16 protein-coding genes are annotated in these 17,191 nt (G+C 63.9%); 10 read left to right on the top strand and 6 right to left on the bottom strand.

Annotated features, from left to right (window positions below; all coding sequences use genetic code 11):
* The 6 genes from AC5DC2_RS07075 to AC5DC2_RS07050 all read right to left on the bottom strand — a co-directional run.
* Positions 1–196: PTS sugar transporter subunit IIA (locus AC5DC2_RS07075; protein WP_491697998.1), on the bottom strand; the 196-nt coding region annotated here is incomplete at its 3' end.
* 62 nt (positions 197–258) lie between these two features.
* Entirely contained in the window at positions 259–834 is a 576-nt protein-coding gene (hpf, locus tag AC5DC2_RS07070; RefSeq protein WP_024708274.1) for a ribosome hibernation-promoting factor, HPF/YfiA family, read from the bottom strand.
* 351 nt (positions 835–1,185) lie between these two features.
* Positions 1,186–2,721, bottom strand: a complete 1,536-nt coding sequence (rpoN, locus tag AC5DC2_RS07065) for an RNA polymerase factor sigma-54 (protein ID WP_491697997.1) — start codon at positions 2,719–2,721, stop codon at positions 1,186–1,188.
* A 144-nt stretch (positions 2,722–2,865) separates the two neighbouring features.
* A complete protein-coding gene (lptB, locus tag AC5DC2_RS07060; RefSeq protein WP_051424071.1) occupies positions 2,866–3,660 on the bottom strand; it encodes an LPS export ABC transporter ATP-binding protein in 795 nt (264 codons plus the stop codon).
* A gap of 39 nt (positions 3,661–3,699) precedes the next feature.
* On the bottom strand, positions 3,700–4,263 hold the full coding sequence (locus AC5DC2_RS07055) for an LptA/OstA family protein (RefSeq protein WP_024708277.1): 564 nt from the start codon (positions 4,261–4,263) through the stop codon (positions 3,700–3,702).
* 8 nt (positions 4,264–4,271) lie between these two features.
* Positions 4,272–4,937 (bottom strand): hypothetical protein, encoded by a 666-nt coding sequence (locus tag AC5DC2_RS07050; RefSeq protein WP_024708278.1) that lies wholly within the window; start codon positions 4,935–4,937, stop codon positions 4,272–4,274.
* Positions 4,938–5,165: 228 nt separating this feature from the next.
* Here AC5DC2_RS07050 and sppA point away from each other — a divergent pair, with 228 nt between their 5' ends.
* The 10 genes from sppA to AC5DC2_RS07000 all read left to right on the top strand — a co-directional run.
* On the top strand, positions 5,166–6,119 hold the full coding sequence (gene sppA / locus AC5DC2_RS07045; RefSeq protein WP_491697996.1) for a signal peptide peptidase SppA: 954 nt from the start codon (positions 5,166–5,168) through the stop codon (positions 6,117–6,119).
* Positions 6,120–6,144: 25 nt separating this feature from the next.
* Complete coding sequence (locus tag AC5DC2_RS07040) at positions 6,145–6,441, top strand: integration host factor subunit beta (RefSeq protein ID WP_491698000.1); 297 nt, start codon at positions 6,145–6,147, stop codon at positions 6,439–6,441.
* A 44-nt stretch (positions 6,442–6,485) separates the two neighbouring features.
* Positions 6,486–6,833: a lipopolysaccharide assembly protein LapA domain-containing protein gene (locus AC5DC2_RS07035; RefSeq protein WP_491697995.1), complete on the top strand. Its 348-nt coding sequence runs from the start codon at positions 6,486–6,488 to the stop codon at positions 6,831–6,833.
* Between the two features lie 80 nt (positions 6,834–6,913).
* Positions 6,914–8,023 (top strand): class I SAM-dependent methyltransferase, encoded by a 1,110-nt coding sequence (locus AC5DC2_RS07030; protein ID WP_491697994.1) that lies wholly within the window; start codon positions 6,914–6,916, stop codon positions 8,021–8,023.
* A complete protein-coding gene (locus AC5DC2_RS07025; protein ID WP_491697993.1) occupies positions 8,020–8,889 on the top strand; it encodes a TrmH family RNA methyltransferase in 870 nt (289 codons plus the stop codon). The genes AC5DC2_RS07030 and AC5DC2_RS07025 overlap by 4 nt, the downstream gene beginning before the upstream one ends.
* The gene (gene lspA, locus AC5DC2_RS07020) at positions 8,886–9,374 is read left to right on the top strand and encodes a signal peptidase II (RefSeq protein WP_491697992.1); all 489 of its coding nucleotides are present in this window, start codon (positions 8,886–8,888) and stop codon (positions 9,372–9,374) included. The genes AC5DC2_RS07025 and lspA overlap by 4 nt, the downstream gene beginning before the upstream one ends.
* A gap of 313 nt (positions 9,375–9,687) precedes the next feature.
* Positions 9,688–10,560 carry a l-ornithine N(alpha)-acyltransferase gene (olsB, locus tag AC5DC2_RS07015; RefSeq protein ID WP_491697999.1) on the top strand — a complete coding sequence of 291 codons (873 nt, stop codon included), beginning with the start codon at positions 9,688–9,690 and terminating at the stop codon, positions 10,558–10,560.
* A gap of 246 nt (positions 10,561–10,806) precedes the next feature.
* Positions 10,807–13,536 (top strand): DNA mismatch repair protein MutS, encoded by a 2,730-nt coding sequence (gene mutS / locus AC5DC2_RS07010; RefSeq protein WP_491697991.1) that lies wholly within the window; start codon positions 10,807–10,809, stop codon positions 13,534–13,536.
* Positions 13,537–13,590: 54 nt separating this feature from the next.
* The gene (locus tag AC5DC2_RS07005) at positions 13,591–16,500 is read left to right on the top strand and encodes a [protein-PII] uridylyltransferase (protein ID WP_491697990.1); all 2,910 of its coding nucleotides are present in this window, start codon (positions 13,591–13,593) and stop codon (positions 16,498–16,500) included.
* Positions 16,497–17,191, top strand: a 695-nt coding sequence (locus AC5DC2_RS07000; RefSeq protein WP_491697989.1) for a lipid II flippase MurJ, incomplete at its 3' end; no start/stop codon positions are given. The genes AC5DC2_RS07005 and AC5DC2_RS07000, both read left to right, overlap by 4 nt.

The following is a 17,191-nucleotide window of genomic DNA, read 5'->3' as shown; positions in this document are numbered from 1 at the left end:
GGGGTATGGCGATGCCGTTGCCGACACCGGTAGAGCCGAGGCGCTCGCGCTGGAGCACCACTTCGAAGATCTCGCGCTCGGGAATTCCCGTCACGGCCTCCGCTCTGGCGGCCAACTCCTGCAGCAATTGCTTCTTGGAGTTTGCCTTGAGGGCGGGGATGATCGCCTCCTGTTTCAGCAGGTCGTCAAGGGCCATATCCTGGTATCCTGGGTTGCGGCTTGAGGGCGGGCGCCTGAACGGCACCCGCTTGCGTGGGTTCAGCCCTTGATGCCGGCTGTGTCGATCCAGCCGATATTGCCATCCGGGCGGCGATAGACGATGTTGAGCGTCTTGTTGTCCGGGTTGCGGAACAGCATCAGCGGCTTGTCGGTCATGTCGAGCGCCATGACGGCCGTGGCCACCGCCATGGTGCGGACCTCGGTCTTGGCTTCCGCGACGATGGCCGGCGCGTAGTCTTCCGGAATCTCGCCCTCGTCCTCCTGCGGCAGGTCCATCACCGAATAGGCGACCTCGGCGAAATCGGCGTGTCCGTTGCCCTGGTGATGGTCCTTCAGCTTGCGCTTGTAGCGGCGCAGGCGCTTGGCGATGCGTTCGAATGCTGCCTCGAAGGCGGCCTGGGGGTCGTGCGCCTTGCCGGCTGCATGCAGCACGGCGCCGCTGTCGAGATGGACCTTGCAGTCCGCCTCGAAACCGCCCGCGGACTTCTCGACCGTTACCTGGCCGGAATAGCCGCCGTCGAAATATTTGGTGACCGCTTCCTCGATCTGGTCTTCGATTTTTTCACGGAAAGCCTCTCCGACTTCCATTTGTTTTCCCGAGACGCGAACACTCATGGATCTTCCCTTCTTCTATCGTTTGCGGGCACCAGTTTAAGCCAAGCCCTGTTCTCCTCCAAGAACTTCCAGGCATGGCCCTCCGGTGACCGGGACGGCACTCAGATGACACCTTGTCATCATAACTCATTTGGGCATTTTTCAGCCGTTTGCCAGCGGGATTTCCGCAATATTCTTCGTGCGATTTTTTGCCGCCGGGTGCGGTCGGTTTGCCGCTGTTCCCGGTCCCGGAGCATCTGCGTCCCGTCTCCCTTGCTGAGGCGGCGCCCCTCTTGCGGCGGATGCTCTACCGTTCATGTTGGCGGAAGTCAATCACGCCGGCGCTTTTGCCGGGGCCGCCCCGGTCGCGCCTCAGGCGCCGACGACCCTGGCATAGGCGCGTTTTTCGCGGCGGCGCTGGACGGAGGAGGGGATCGACATCGCCTCGCGGTATTTTGCCACGGTCCGGCGGGCGAGCGTGATGCCTTCGTCCTTCAGCGCGGAAACGATGTCATCATCGGAAAGGACCGCTTCCGGCGTCTCCGCGGCGATCATGCGGCGGATCTTGTGGCGGATCGACTCCGCCGAAAGCGCGCTGCCGTCCGCCTGGTCGGAGGCGATCGAGACGGAGAAGAAATAGCGCAGCTCGAACAGGCCGCGCGGGGTCAGGATGAACTTGTTGGAGGTGACGCGGCTGACGGTCGATTCGTGCATCTTGATTGCGTCGGCGACCGTCTTCAGGTTGAGCGGGCGCAAATGGTCGACGCCGTGCTTGAGAAAGGGGTCCTGCTGGCGCACGATCTCGCTTGCGACCTTCAGGATTGTGCGGGCGCGCTGGTCGAGGCTGCGCGTCAGCCAGTTCGCCGTCTGCAGGCAGGTGTTGAGAAAGGCATCATCGGCCGCCGACATGCCGCGCGAGGCCTTGATTTCGGTGAGGTAGGAGCGGTTGACGAGAACGCGCGGCAGCGTGTCCGGATTGAGCTCCACCTGCCATTCGCCTTCCTTGCGGGCGGAGACGATGACGTCGGGCAGGACCGATTCGGGCGGCTGGCTGGAAAAGGCGCCGGCCGGCTTCGGGTTCAGCCGGCGAAGCGTCTGCGTCATCGCCAGGAGGTCTTGCTCTTCCACCCCGCAAAGCTTCTTCAGCCTGGTGAAATCGCGGCGCGCCACCAGCTCGAGATTGTCGACCAGAACCGCCATGGCCGGGGTGAGGCCATCGGTCTGCAGCAATTGCTGGCGCATGCAGTCGGACAGCGACTGGGCGAAGATGCCGGGCGGATCGAGCGTTTTCAGCCGTTCCAGCACCGTGTCCAGCCTGACGACGGCCAGCCCGGCCCGTTCGGCGATCTCCTTCGTGTCTCCCCGGAAGTAGCCGGCCTCGTCGAGATAGTCGACGAGGTGGCGGGCGATCGCCTGTTCGTCGGAGCGCCTGAAGGTGAGCGCGATCTGGTCGGTCAGATGGTCGCGCAGGCACGGCCTGCCGGCGACGAACTCGTCGAGGTCGACATGGTCGTCGCCGCCGAGCGTGCCTGGCATCGATTTCCACTGGCTCATCAGTTCGGGGGCGTCCGGCCGCGCGGAGGGGCCGTCTTCGCCGTAAGCGCTGTCAAAATTGCTGTCGAGGCTGTCGTCGAGCCGGGCGGCGCCATCGGCCTGCCGGTCGTCGGAATACCAGTCGCTGAAAAGGTCGGCGCCGTCGCTCTCCTGCGGTTCGGCCGTTTCCGGCCGTTCCTCCGGTCCGCCCTCTTCGCCGGCGACCTCCAGAAGCGGGTTCTTCTCAACTTCCTGGGCGATGAACTGGCAAAGCTCCGCATGCGGCATCTGGAGCAGCTGGATGGACTGCATCAGTTGCGGCGTCATCACGAGCGACTGGTTCTGTCGGAGAAGAAGATTGGCGCTTAGTGCCATGACGCGAGCATAACCCTCCGATCGCAACGGCCTGCCGACGGCGGCGTGCGGATGCGTGCTGAACAAATCAAAGTGTACGGAAAGGAGACTGGCACAAAAATTGCTTCGCAATCAAGCCGGAATCCGCATGGCGGCCAGGCCGGTCTACAGGCTGAAATTGTCGCCAAGATAGAAGCGGCGCACATCGGTATTGGCGACGATCTCGTCCGCCTTGCCGTGCGTCAGCACCTCACCGGCGTGGATGATGTAGGCGCGGTCGATCATGCCGAGCGTCTCTCGAACATTGTGGTCGGTGATCAGGACGCCGATGCCGCGCCGGGTCAGGTGGCGGATCAGGTTCTGGATATCGGCGACCGAAATCGGGTCGACGCCGGCAAAGGGCTCGTCGAGCAGCATGAAGGCGGGATCGGTCGCAAGCGCGCGCGCGATCTCGAGGCGCCTGCGCTCGCCGCCGGAAAGCGCGACGGCCGACGTCTTGCGCAGCCTGGCGATGCCGAATTCCTCCATCAGCTGCTCGAGCTTTTCTTCCCGCTCCTTCTTCTTCAGGGGCGTCAGTTCGAGCACGGCGCGGATGTTGTTTTCGACCGAGAGGCCGCGAAAGATCGAGGCTTCCTGCGGCAGATAGCCGACGCCGAGGCGGGCGCGGCGATACATCGGCAGTCCGGTGACGTCGCGGCCATGCAGCGCGATGGAGCCCTCATCGACGGGCACCAGGCCGGTGATCATGTAGAAACAGGTGGTCTTGCCCGCGCCGTTGGGGCCGAGCAGGCCCACGGCCTCGCCGCGGCGGACCACGAGAGATACGCCGTTGACGACGCGCCGGCTGCGATAGGTCTTGGTCAGCCCCTGCGCGATCAGCGTTCCGTCGTAACGGCCGTTCTCCCGGTCAGGATCGCCGTTGCGGGGCGCTGTTGCGGTCACGGACGGGCGCTCTGCCATGGAGAGCGTTTTTCTTGTCGTTGTCTTCGGCATGCGGGATCAGTTGCCTGGCCGCGATTGCGGGTTGAGCCTGATCTGCACCCGCTTGCCGCAGGCATCCAGCTTGGCCTGGCTCGTGTTCATGTCGACGGTGAGCTTGCAGCCGACGAAGACATTGCCGCTTTCCTTCAGCACCACCTCTTTGCCCTCGAGGACGAAGTGCTGGGTGACCATGTCGAAATAGCCGGTGTCGCCGGTGGCCGTCTGCGTGTCGGTGAGAAGCTGCACCGACTGGCTGAGGTCGATCCGCTCGATATCGCCCTGGCCGGACGCGATCCCGGTCGAGCCGCCGGCATAGCGGACCGTCATCTTGCCGGCCTTGACCTGGTTGTCGCCCTGGACGGCGACGACATTGCCGGAAAAGGTGATCAGCTTGGTGGCGTCATCCACCTCAAATTCGTCGGCGTCGATGTCGATCGGCTCGTCGCCCGAAAGCTGGAAGCCGCTTGTCTGGGTCGACTGGGCAAGGCTCTCACCCGCCGGCAGCGCCAGCGCGCATAAAAGCGCCAGCGTTGCCGCAGTCGAGCGGCGCGGCGCGCAGATTTTCAAATTGCTCAGATCCATCCGAAACCTCATTGTCCGGTGCGGGCCAGTGCCGAGGGCGACAGCGTGACATGAACGCCGCCGCCAAAGCGGATTTTCTGACCGTTATCGATGATATTCACGTTTTCGGCAACCACCGATGCCTGCGGCGCCCTCACGGAGACCGGCGTGTCGCTGGAGAGCGTTCCGGCCTTGATGTCGATTTCGGCCGACGTGAAATCCGCATGCATGCCGTTGGAAAGCTCGATGGTGAAGGGTTCGTTGATCGTCAGTTTCTCCGTGGCGCGGTCGTAGAGCGTGCGCGTCGCGTCGACCACGGCCGTCACGCTGTCTTCGACCGGAACGGTGGCGATGACGTTTTCGAGCAGCACGGTGCTGTCGTCGGGATTGGCGGCGGGCAGCAGCGCGCGCTCGGCCTTCAGCGAGTAGCGGATGCCGTCGGAATTGCGGCCCGACATGCCGGGATTGGTCATGACGATCATGCCGTTTTCGATCGAGGCGGCGTCGAGCGTGATATTGTCGGGCACGATCGAGCGCAGGAAGGTCGCGGCAATCAGCCCGATCGTGATCAGCACGGCGGCAAGCGGCAGCAGGACCTTGAGGCGGCGCACATGGCCGGAATGCCGCCGCGCCTTGCGGAAGCTTTCCTCGATCGACGGTCGGTTGCCGCCGTGTGCAGTGGTCGCAATGCTCATCTCGTGTCGTCTCGTCGCCCGCGGGCCTCTGTCGTCCCCCGGCCGTTTCGGGGTTCGCCTCGGCCAAAGCCGTTGCCTCTCAAGGGCCATGGGTATTATGTTTTGCCGGCCATAACAAGTTGGCGGCCGAAAAACGGTCCATGCGCGATTGACATCAGATGAGTGTCGCACGCACATTCGCCAAGCGCGGCGGACCTGCGCGCCGTTCAAATCACTGTGAGGGCGTTGATGAATCTATCGGAAATCCTGGAGCGCAGGCGTTTGAGGCGGCGCGTCGGCTGGTGGCGCGCGGCCGCGCTCGTGGTCGCCGTCCTTTTCGTGGTTGCCCTCTACAAGGCCTATGGCGGCGCGGAGCCGGGAACCATGCTGGCGCGCCCGCATATCGCGCAACTGTCGGTCTCGGGCGTGGTCACCGACGATCCGGTGATGCTCGAGACGATCCGCGAGATCGGCGAGGATCCGGCGGCAAAGGCGCTGGTCGTGTCGCTGTCGACCGGCGGCGGCACGACATTCGGCGGCGAGGCGCTCTACAAGGCCCTGCGCCAGGTGGCCGAGAGGAAGCCCGTCGTCAGCGAAATCCGCACCCAGGCGGCCTCGGCGGGCTACATGATCGCGCTGGCCGGCGACCGCATCTTTGCCGGCGACACCTCGATCACCGGCTCGATCGGCGTCATCTTTCTTTATCCGCAGGCGAAGGAATTGCTCGACAAGATCGGCGTCTCCGTGGATGCGATCAAGTCGGCGCCGATGAAGGCGGAACCATCGCCATTCAACGACGCGAGCCAGGAGGCCCAGGCCATGGTCCGCGCCCTGGTGATGGACAGCTATGACTGGTTCGTCGATCTTGTCGCCGCGCGCCGGGACATGTCGCGGGAAAGGGCGCTGGAGCTTGCCGACGGCCGGATTCTCACCGGGCGGCAGGCGGTTGAGGCCGGACTGGTCGATGAAATCGGCGGTCGGGACGAAATAATGGCCTATCTGGCCGCAAACGGCGTTTCGGACTCCCTTGAAATCAGGTCTTGGGATAACGTAAACAGAGACGGTTTCGGGGTCGGCCTGGCGAAAATGGGGGCAAGGCTGCTCGAATCGCTCGGACTTGGCTGGTTTGTCAGCGAGGATATCCTTCGCCAGACCGGTCTTGTTGACGGGCTTGTGTCTGTCGGGCAGACTGATTGGCAATGAAAATCAGAGAGTTGAGGGGCTGGGTGTGATCAAGTCGGAATTGGTACAGATTGTTGCGGCGCGTAACCCGCATCTCTATCACCGCGATGTCGAAAATATCGTGAACGCTATTCTGGACGAGATCGCGGATGCGCTGGCGGCGGGCAACCGGGTGGAGTTGCGCGGTTTCGGCGCGTTTTCGGTCAAGAACCGCCCTTCGCGTTCGGGACGGAACCCGCGCACCGGCGACACCGTTTTGGTCGAAGAAAAATGGGTCCCTTTCTTCAAGACCGGCAAGGAATTGCGCGAGCGCCTCAACCCCGACCAGAAAGACGACAAATAAGGGGCAGGCCGGATCGCCGGGAAAATGAAACGCGTTCGAGGCGCATGATGTCAAAGCTTGTCAATCTCATCATTCTGCTGCCCATCGGGGTGGTGCTCGTCCTGTTGTCGGTTGCCAACCGGCAGTCCGTCACCATGGCGCTCAACCCTTTCAATGCCAGCGACAGCGTGCTCGCCGTCTCCGCTCCCTTCTTCGTCTACATCTTCATCGCCTTCATTCTCGGCATTCTGCTTGGCGCGCTGTTCACCTGGATTTCCCAGCGCAAGCACCGCAGGACGGCAAAGTCCAGCAAGCGCGAGGCCGCACTATGGCGTGCGGAGGCCGACAAGCGGATGGCGCCGAGCGCCGAAGTTTCGACTGCCCGCCCGCTCGATCAGCTTCCGTCTTCCTGAGACGGCGCGAGAAGACTTGCCATTTTTACGACGGGGCTGATAAACCGCAGCTTTCGACCATTGCGGGATGATCGCCTTTCATGACGCCTTCCAGACCGGACAAGACGCGCCGCACCAAAGCCGGCGGCAAGCCGCAGGCCAAGCCTGACCGGCCGCGCAAGGATGTGCGCCGGGCCGACAAGCGACAAGGCGGCGCCCCGGCGGAAAAGCAGAACGAGCGCCGCAGCCGCCAGCCGGAGCCGCAGTGGATCGCGCTGCGGGACGGCGAACGGCCGGCCGAGCGCGTGCCGCGCATTCTCCAGTCCGTCACCGCCGACGGTTTTCATCTGATCGACAGCGGCCACGGCCTGAAGCTCGAGCAATATGGCGACTATCGAATCGTCCGCCCCGAGGCGCAGGCGCTCTGGCCGCCGCTTCTCGATGAGAAGATCTGGGCCAATGCCGATGCGATCTTCACCGGCGATACGGACGAGGACGGCATGGGGCGCTGGCGCTTTCCCAAGGCCGCCCTCGGCGAGACCTGGCCGCTGCGGATCATGGACATCGATTTTCTCGGCCGCTTCACCGCCTTTCGCCATGTCGGCGTATTTCCCGAGCAGGTGGCCCACTGGCAATGGATGCGCGATGTGCTGGAACAGGCCGCAGGCGGCAAGAGCCCGCCCAAGGTGCTCAACCTCTTCGGCTACACCGGCGTCGCCTCGCTGGTCGCTGCCGCCGCCGGCGCGGAAGTGACCCATGTGGATGCGTCCAAGAAGGCGATCGGCTGGGCGCGCGAGAACCAGGCGCTCTCCGGCCTCAATGATCGTCCGATCCGCTGGATCTGCGATGATGCGATGAAGTTCATCGAGCGCGAGGAACGGCGCGGCAACCATTACGACATCATCCTCACCGATCCGCCGAAATTCGGACGCGGGCCGAATGGCGAGGTCTGGCAGCTGTTCGAGCACCTGCCTCGCATGCTGGACCTCTGCCGCGCGATCCTGAAGCCGGATGCGCTCGGCTTCGTGCTGACGGCCTATTCGATCCGCGCCAGCTTCTATTCGGTTCACGAACTGATGATGGAGACGATGCGCGGCTTCGGCGGCGTGGTCGAATCGGGCGAGCTTGTCATTCGCGAGGCGGGGCTTTCCGGCGATCAGCCCGGCCGCGCTCTTTCAACATCCCTTTATGCGCGGTGGTTGCCCCAATGAGCTTCGAGCGAGAAGAAAGGCGCGCGCCGCGCGTCGGAACGGTGAAGGAAGTCACCTCCCTTTCCAATCCGATCATCAAGGATATCCGCGCGCTGTCGCAGAAGAAGCACCGCGAGGAGACCGGAACCTTCATGGCCGAGGGGCTGAAGCTCGTCATCGACGCGCTGGAGCTCAACTGGTCGATCCGCACGCTGATCTATGCCAAGGCGGCCAAGGGCAAGGCGCAGGTGGAAAAGGTCGCCGCCAAGACGATCGCCTCCGGCGGTCTTGTGCTCGAGGTCTCCGAAAAGGTGCTTTCGGCGATCACCCGGCGCGACAATCCGCAGATGGTCGTCGGCATTTTCGAAAGCCATTACCGCCCGCTTGCCGAGATCCGCCCGGCCAGGGACGAGACCTATGTGGCGCTCGACCGGGTGCGCGATCCCGGCAATCTCGGCACCATCATCCGCACAGCCGATGCGGCGGGCGCGGCCGGCGTCATCCTCGTCGGCGAGACCACCGATCCGTTTTCGCTCGAGACCGTGCGCGCCACCATGGGGTCGGTCTTCGCGCTTCCGGTCTCGCGCGCCGAGCCGCGCGCGTTCCTGGACTGGGCGCAGAAAAGCGGCGCCGAGATCGTCGCCACGCATCTTGCCGGCTCCGTCGACTACCGGACCATCGACTACACGAAGAAGCCGGTCGTGCTTCTGATGGGCAACGAGCAGCAGGGGCTTCCGCCAGAACTCGCCGAAGGGGCGGGGCGGCTTGCCCGCATTCCGCAACAGGGCCGGGCCGATTCGCTCAACCTCGCGGTTGCCACCGGCGTCATGCTCTATGAGGCGCGCCGCCACCTGCTTTCGCTCGACGCTCCGGAGGCAGGCCAATGAGATCGCCGCTTTCGCGCCCCGGTCCGGCCATTGCCTTCGTCGCCATCGCGCTGCTCCTCGATGCGGCGATCAAATATGCGGTCGAGATCTATCTGCCGTTCCACCGGACCATCGACGTCCTGCCGTTCCTGGGCCTGTTCAAGACCTACAATCCCGGCATCGCCTTTTCGCTTCTTTCGGATACGAACGGCTGGGCGCTGGTCGGCATGCGGCTCGTCATCGTCGCGGTCGTCATCTATCTCTGGCGCAAGACCGCGCCGGGGCAGAGCTGGGCGCTGCTGGGCTTTGCGCTCGTCGTCGCGGGCGCCCTCGGCAATATTCTCGATCATTTCATCTATGGCCACGTTGTCGACTATATCCGCTTCCATGTCGGCGGCTGGACCTTCCCGATCTTCAACCTTGCCGACAGCTACATCACGGTCGGCGCGGTGATGATCTTCGTCCAGGAGTTCCTGTTCAAAAGCCCCGGACGTGACGATGGCTGACCCGGGCATGCCCGTCCTCACATTAGAAAGCGCTTGAACATCAAGGCATTGCCGTGAGGCCGTTTCAGCCCCGGATGGCCCCCGGATGTTGACGGCGCGTCAAAACCTTCTGGACCTCGCCTGCTCCATGTACTAGTCTTTTCACGGTTGGGACCGTGCCTCGAAGGCACATGAGAGGCAGCGGAAAATTGACGCGAGAGGACCTCTTTTTTACAAAGTGACCTCCAGAATGGCGGGATGCGACTGTCACGAACGTGTCGCAGTGAGATGGTTTATGACATCCAAGATGAACGATCCGGAACACGCGATGACCATGGAAGCGCTCGATCTTCTTCAGGCTGCCGAACGCGCCGGAGGGGCGGCTGTCAGCACGGCGCTGCTGCAGGAAGGTATCCTGGGCCGTATAGGCTCGCTTGAAACCCGCATTGCCCGCACGCCCGGCGAGATAGAGGCTGCGCAGGCGGTGCGCTACCGCGTCTTCGTCGATGAGATGCAGGCCCGTCTGCCGGCGGACGCCATGCGCGCCAGGCGGGATTTCGACCGCTGGGACGAGATCTGCGACCATCTTCTGGTGCTCGACACCAAGCTTGACGGCGATGTCGAGGACCAGATCGTGGCGACCTACCGGCTTCTGCGCCACGAGGTGGCGATGGAGAACGGCGGGTTCTATTCCGATGGCGAATACCAGACCGACAAGCTCGTCGCACGCCATCCCGATGTCCGCTTCATGGAGCTCGGCCGCTCCTGCGTGCTGCCGGACTACCGCAGCAAGCGCACCGTCGAACTGCTCTGGCAGGGGAACTGGGCCTATGCGCTGAAGCACAATATCGGCGTCATGTTCGGTTGCGCCTCCTTCCACGGCACCAACCCGCAAGACCATGCCATGGCGCTCTCCTTTCTCCACCACAATGCCCGCGCCACGGGCGAATGGGCGGTCAACGCGCGGCCCGAACTCGCCGTCGACATGAACCTGATGAACGCGGAGGAAGCGTCCGGACGCCGGGCGCTCACCGGCCTGCCGCCCCTGATCAAGGGCTATCTGCGCCTTGGCGCGATGGTCGGCGAGGGGGCGGTGATCGACCACGCCTTCAACACGACCGACGTGCTCGTGGTTCTGCCGATCGCCTCGATCTCCGACCGCTATATCAACTATTACGGCGCCGACGCCGGCCGATTCGCAAGCTGAAATTTTGGAGCGCGCCGCATAGCCCCCCCAACAATCTCCCTCAAGGGGAGAGATTGTTTGCTGCAAGGCTTCCGCAGGAATAGACAGCCTGAAATCGGCTGAACTTTCAGCAAGTCTGCTTCCGGCCGCTCGCAACCCGCCCCGCCGCCATCACGTTTTGCCCAGCTTTCTTGCCGCCGACACTTTCGAGCCGCAAAAAATCATGACAGATGAAGAGGGCAATTCCCTTCATTTCGAGCGTGCGCCGTGGCAGACGATAATCGTATTCCGACCGAAGAACTGATTTCTGCAGAAAGCCGGGCATCGGCAACGCCGATGATGGAGCAGTATATCGAGATCAAGGCGGCCAATCCCGATCTCCTGTTGTTCTATCGCATGGGCGATTTCTACGAGCTGTTCTTCGATGACGCCGTTGAAGCGGCTCGGGCGCTGTCGATCACGCTGACCAAGCGCGGCCAGCATCTGGGGCGCGATATCCCGATGTGCGGGGTGCCGGTCCATGCGGCCGATGATTACCTCCAGAAGCTGATCGCCCTCGGCTTTCGCGTCGCCGTCTGCGAGCAGACGGAAGATCCCGCCGAGGCAAAGAAGCGCGGCGCGAAGTCCGTCGTCCGGCGCGATGTCACCCGGCTCGTCACCGCCGGCACGCTGACGGAAGAAAAGCTGCTGGCCCCCGGCGAGAGCAATTTCCTGATGGCGCTGTCGCGGGTGAAGGGCGAGGGGGAGGCTGCCTACGGGCTTGCCTGGATCGACATTTCCACCGGCGTCTTCCGGCTCTGTGCCACGTCCGAAAGCCGGCTTGCCGCCGATATCATGCGGGTCGAGCCGCGCGAGCTGATCGTCTCCGACACGCTCTTTGCCGAAGAGAAGCTGCGGCCCGTCTTCGATCTTCTCGGCCGCGCCGTCGCGCCGCAGCCGGCCGTGCTTTTCGACAGCGCCACGGCGAAGGACCGGCTGTCGCGCTTCTTCGGCGTGGCAACGCTCGACGGCTTCGGACGGTTCTCGCGGTCCGAGCTTTCGGCCGCCGCCGCCGCCGTCGCCTATGTCGAGAAAACCCAGATCAATGAGCGCCCCGCGCTCGGCATTCCCGAGCAGGACGGCGGGTCGGGATCGATGTTCATCGACCCGGCGACCCGCACCAATCTGGAACTGGTGCGCACCATGAATGGCGGGCGCGACGGCTCGCTTCTCAAGGCCATCGACCGGACCGTGACCAGCGGTGGCGCCCGATTGTTGTGCGAGCGGCTGATGTCGCCGCTGACGGACCCGGAAGACGTGCACCGACGTCTCGATTCGGTCGGCTTCTTTCTCGACGAGGTCAGCCTGTCATCCACGCTGCGCGACCACCTGAAACAATTGCCCGACATGCCGCGCGCGCTGTCGCGGCTGGCGCTCGATCGCGGCGGGCCGCGCGACCTCGGGGCGATTCTGAGGGGACTGGACGTCGCGCGCGCTATCGCGGATCTCCTGAAGCCGTCCGCGCTGCCGGAAGAGCTTTCCGGCGCGCTTGAAGCGCTTGCCGCCATGCCCGGCGATCTGGAGGCCGCGCTTGCCGCAACGCTTGCCGACGAACTGCCGCTCCTGAAGCGCGACGGCGGCTTCGTGCGCGAGGGCGCCAATGAGCGGCTCGACGAGGCGCGCGGCCTGCGCGACACGTCGCGGCGGGTGATTGCGGGTCTTCAGGCGCAATATGCCGAGGAGACCGGCGTCAAGGCGCTGAAGATCAAGCACAACAACATGCTCGGCTATTTCATCGAGGTGACCAGCGGCAATTCAAGGGCGCTGACGGAGGGCGACGCGGCAAAGGCCAAATTCATCCACCGCCAGACCATGGCGAATGCGATGCGCTTCACCACCGCCGAGCTTGCCGACCTGGAAAGCCGGATCGCCAATGCTGCAGGCGAGGCGCTGGCGATCGAGCTCGAGACTTTCGAGGGACTGCGCCGGGCCGTCGTCGAGACCGCTGAGCGGCTGAAGCAGGGCGCCCATGCGCTTTCCGTGCTCGATGTTTCCGCCGGTTTCGCCCTTCTGGCCGAGGCGGAGGCCTATTGCCGGCCGATGGTTGACGGCACCACGGCCTTCGAGATCAGGGGCGGACGCCATCCCGTGGTCGAACAGGCGCTCGCGCGCCAGTCGGCGGGCCCCTTTGTCGCCAATGACTGCACGCTTTCGCCCGAAAGCGGCGACAGGGGCCGGCTCTGGCTTCTGACCGGGCCGAACATGGGCGGCAAGTCGACCTTCCTGCGGCAGAATGCGCTGATCGCGATCCTTGCCCAGACCGGCGCCTATGTGCCGGCGGCAAGCGCCCATATCGGCATTGTCGACCGGCTGTTTTCCCGCGTCGGCGCGTCCGATGATCTGGCGCGCGGGCGCTCGACCTTCATGGTCGAAATGGTGGAGACGGCGGCGATCCTCAATCAGGCGGGACCGCGCTCGCTCGTTATCCTTGACGAGATCGGCCGGGGCACCGCGACCTTCGACGGGCTGTCGATCGCCTGGGCGACGGTGGAACACCTGCATGACGTGAACGGCTGCCGCGGCCTGTTCGCCACCCATTTTCACGAGCTGACCGCGCTTTCGGAAAAGCTGCCGCGTCTCGTCAATGCCACGATGCGGGTGAAGGAGTGGAAGGGTGAGGTCGTGTTCCTGCACGAGGTCGGACCGGGGGCGGCGGACCGCTCCTACGGCATCCAGGTCGCCCGTCTTGCCGGTCTTCCCTCAGCCGTCGTCAAGCGGGCGAAAAACGTGCTGGCCCGGCTCGAGGATGCCGACCGCAAGAACCCGGCGGCAAGCCTGATCGATGACCTGCCGCTCTTCCAGGCGGCAATCCGCGCGCCCGAACCCGAGGCGAAACCCTCCGGAGTCGAGACGATGCTGAACGGCCTGAGGCCCGACGACATGACCCCGCGCGAGGCGCTGGACGCGCTCTATGCGCTGAAGCGGAAAATCGAGGATGATGTTTCCCTTGAGGGGTGATTTGCTTTAAGACGACACCGGCGGCAGAAAGGCCGCAGGCACAAAGGCAAGTTCATGCAGAAATCCGCGAGCGAACAGCGCGAAAGCGCTCCAGAGCAGGCCGTCAAAAGCAGCGCGCGCAAGGCGCAGCCCGATATCCATGCGATGACGGAGGTTCTCGACCCGGCGAAACTGAATGCGGAACTGCGATCCCTTGCCAGGAAGAACAGCCGAAGCCCGGACAAGCTGCGCCAGGCGGTGCTTGCGCGGCTGAAAGAGGTCAACGCTGCGGGGCGCGCGCGCGCCTATGCGATCCTTAAGGAAAACGGCGGCGGCCTGGAATGCGCCCGCCGGATCTCTTGGCTGCAGGACCAGATCCTGATCGCGCTGCATACGCTTGTGGTCCAGTCGATCTACCCGGAGACGAGCAACGAGTTCACGATCACGGCTGTCGGCGGCTACGGGCGCGGCACGCTCGCGCCCGGTTCCGATATCGACCTTTTGTTCCTGATCAACGGCACAGACCGCGCCGAGACGCTGAAGTCGATCGAATATGTGCTCTACATGCTGTGGGACATGGGGCAGAAGGTCGGCCACGCGACCCGCAGCGTCGCCGAATGCATCAAGCTCTCCAAATCCGACATGACGATCCGCACCTCGATCCTGGAGATGCGCTATATCGTCGGCCGCAAATCGCTTGCCGATACGCTGGAGCGCCGGTTCGGCGACGAGGTGGTTGCTGGCAGTGCGCCGGAATTCATCGCCGCCAAGCTTGCCGAGCGCGACCAGCGCCACCAGAAATCCTTCGACACGCGCTATCTCGTGGTCCCCAACGTCAAGGAAGGCAAGGGCGGGCTTCGCGATCTCAACACGCTGTTCTGGATCGCGAAATATTTCTACCGGGTGCCCGAACCGACGGAGCTCGTCGACCTCGGCGTGTTGTCGCGCCAGGAGATGAAGCTCTTTCTGCGCGCCGAGGACTTTCTCTGGGCCGTGCGCTGCCACATGCATTTTCTCACCGGAAAGGCCGAGGAGCGGCTCTCCTTCGATATCCAGCGCGAGATCGCCGAGGCGCTCGACTATCAGGACCGGCCCGGCCTTTCCGCCGTCGAGCGGTTCATGAAGCACTATTTCCTCGTCGCCAAGGATGTCGGCGATCTCACCCGCATTTTCTGTTCGGACCTTGAGGAACAGCAGGCCAAGGCCGCGCCCACGCTTCCCCGGGCCGTGTGGTCGAAATTCGCCAGGCGCCAGCGCAAGATCCCGGGCTCGATCGAATTCGTCTCCGACAGCGGCCGCATCGCGCTGGCCGAGCCGGACGTGTTCAGGAAAGACCCGGTGGCCATCATCCGCTTCTTCTACGTCGCCGTCATCAACGATCTCGAGTTCCACCCCGACGCGCTGAAGGTCGTCACCCGCTCGCTGTCGCTGATCAATGCGAAGCTTCGGGAGAACGAGGAGGCGAACCGGCTGTTCCTGTCGATCCTGACCTCGCGCAACAATCCGGCGCTTTATCTGCGCCGCATGAACGAGGCGGGCGTGCTCGGACGCTTCCTGCCGGAATTCGGCCGCATCGTTTCGATGATGCAGTTCAACATGTATCACCACTTCACCGTGGACGAGCACCTGATCCGCGCCGTCGATGTGCTTTCCGAGCTCGACAATGCCGGCGGCGAGAGCGAGATGCATCCGCTGGCCGCCCGGCTGATCACCTCGGTGGAGGACCGGACGGCGCTCTACGTGGCGGTGCTGCTGCACGACGTCGCCAAGGGCCGCAAGGAGGACCACTCGATTGCGGGCGCCCGGCTGGCGCGCAAGATCTGCCCCCGGCTCGGCCTTTCCGTGAAACAGACCGAGCTTGTCGCCTGGCTGATCGAGTTCCACCTTCTGATGTCGATGACCTCGCAGACCCGCGACCTCAACGACCGCAAGACGGTGGTCGATTTCGCCGACAAGGTCCAGTCGCTCGACCGGCTCAACATGCTGCTGATCCTGACGGTCTGCGATATCCGCGCCGTCGGGCCGGATGTGTGGAACGGCTGGAAGGGCCAGCTTCTGCGCACGCTCTATTACGAGACCGAAATCCTGCTTTCCGGCGGTTTCTCCGCCGTTTCCCGCAAGGCCCGCACGGAGCACGCGATCGACGAGCTCGACAACGCGCTCGAGGGCTGGGGCGACAATGAGCGGCACAAATACGCCAATCTGCACTATCAGAACTACATGCTCTCCGTGCCCTTGGAAGACCAGGTGCGCCATGCCCGCTTCATCCGCGATGCGGACAAGGAGCGTCGGCTCTTTGCCACCATGGTGCGCACCAACGCCTTCCACGACATCACCGAGTTTACGCTTCTTGCGCCCGACCATCCGCGCCTCCTGTCGATCATCGCTGGCGCCTGCGCCGCGACCGGCGCGAATATCGCCGACGCGCAGATATTCACCACTGCGGACGGGCGCGCGCTCGACACGATCCTGCTCAACCGCGCCTTTGACGACGATGCGGATGAACTCCGCCGCGCCAAAACGATCGGCAAGCTGATCGAGGATGTGCTGACCGGGCGCAAGCACCTGAACGACCTGATTGCCGCGCGCACGCGCGAGCGCCGCACGGTGCGCGCGTTCTCTGTGCCGACGCATGTCTCCGTCACCAACAAGCTCTCCAACATCTTCACCGTGATCGAGATCGAGTGTCTGGACCGCACCGGCCTGCTTGCTGACGTCACCCAGACGCTTTCCGAACTCTCGCTCGATATCCAGACGGCCCGCATCACGACCTTCGGCGAAAAGGTGATCGACAGCTTCTACGTGACCGATCTCGTCGGCGCCAAGATCACCAACGAGAACCGCCAGGCGGCGATCGTCGAACGGATGAAGGCGGTGCTGGAAGACAAGGGCGATGCCTATCGCAAGGGCATGCCGCAGGGCATGCTGCTGCCGGCGGAAAACGGCCAGGACACGCCGCGAAAAGAGGACGGAACCGAAGCATGAGCCTCGTCGGCAAGTTCGCCACGGTCGGCGGCGCCACGTTCGCGAGCCGGCTGCTCGGCTTTGCCCGCGAGACGATGATGGCGGCCGCCCTTGGCAATGGCGCCATGGCCGACGTGTTCTACGCCGCCTTCCGCTTCCCCAACCTCTTCCGCCGGCTTTTCGCCGAAGGCGCCTTCAACGCCGCCTTCGTGCCGCTGTTTTCCAAGGAGATCGAGGAAAACGGCCCGGACGGCGCCAAGCGTTTTGCCGAGCAGGTCTTCGGCGTCCTGTTTTCCTTTCTCTTCGTCATCACCGTGGCGATGGAACTGGCGATGCCGCTTCTGGTGCGCTTCATCATCGCGCCGGGCTTTGCCGATGACGTCGAGAAATTCGACATGACCGTGCGTCTTGCCTCGGTCATGTTCCCCTATCTCATCTGCATGTCGCTGATGGCGATGATGAGCGGCATGCTGAATTCGCTGCACCGCTATTTCGCCGCCGCGATCGCGCCGGTGTTTCTCAATGTCGTGCTGATCGCCGTGCTCGCCTATGGCGTCTGGGTCAAGGCCGATCCGCAGATGATGGCGGAATATCTTGCCTGGGGCGTGCTTGGCGCGGGCATCATCCAGCTTGCCGTTGTGTGGTTCGATGTCCGCCGCGCCGGCATGCGCTTCACCTTGCGCATGCCGAAGATCACGCCGAAGATCAGGCG

Source organism: Martelella sp. (assembly GCF_984369615.1).
This window is presented reverse-complemented; position numbering and strand designations above follow the sequence as displayed.

Bases quoted from the DNA above. Each gene is read 5' to 3' on its own strand.
- hpf (WP_024708274.1), bottom strand. From the start codon at position 834: ATGAGTGTTCGCGTCTCGGGAAAACAAATGGAAGTCGGAGAGGCTTTC.
- rpoN (WP_491697997.1), bottom strand. From the start codon at position 2,721: ATGGCACTAAGCGCCAATCTTCTTCTCCGACAGAACCAGTCGCTCGTG.
- lptB (WP_051424071.1), bottom strand. From the start codon at position 3,660: ATGGCAGAGCGCCCGTCCGTGACCGCAACAGCGCCCCGCAACGGCGAT.
- AC5DC2_RS07055 (WP_024708277.1), bottom strand. From the start codon at position 4,263: ATGGATCTGAGCAATTTGAAAATCTGCGCGCCGCGCCGCTCGACTGCG.
- AC5DC2_RS07050 (WP_024708278.1), bottom strand. From the start codon at position 4,937: ATGAGCATTGCGACCACTGCACACGGCGGCAACCGACCGTCGATCGAG.
- sppA (WP_491697996.1), top strand. From the start codon at position 5,166: ATGAATCTATCGGAAATCCTGGAGCGCAGGCGTTTGAGGCGGCGCGTC.
- AC5DC2_RS07035 (WP_491697995.1), top strand. From the start codon at position 6,486: ATGATGTCAAAGCTTGTCAATCTCATCATTCTGCTGCCCATCGGGGTG.
- AC5DC2_RS07030 (WP_491697994.1), top strand. From the start codon at position 6,914: ATGACGCCTTCCAGACCGGACAAGACGCGCCGCACCAAAGCCGGCGGC.
- AC5DC2_RS07025 (WP_491697993.1), top strand. From the start codon at position 8,020: ATGAGCTTCGAGCGAGAAGAAAGGCGCGCGCCGCGCGTCGGAACGGTG.
- lspA (WP_491697992.1), top strand. From the start codon at position 8,886: ATGAGATCGCCGCTTTCGCGCCCCGGTCCGGCCATTGCCTTCGTCGCC.
- olsB (WP_491697999.1), top strand. From the start codon at position 9,688: ATGGAAGCGCTCGATCTTCTTCAGGCTGCCGAACGCGCCGGAGGGGCG.
- AC5DC2_RS07005 (WP_491697990.1), top strand. From the start codon at position 13,591: ATGCAGAAATCCGCGAGCGAACAGCGCGAAAGCGCTCCAGAGCAGGCC.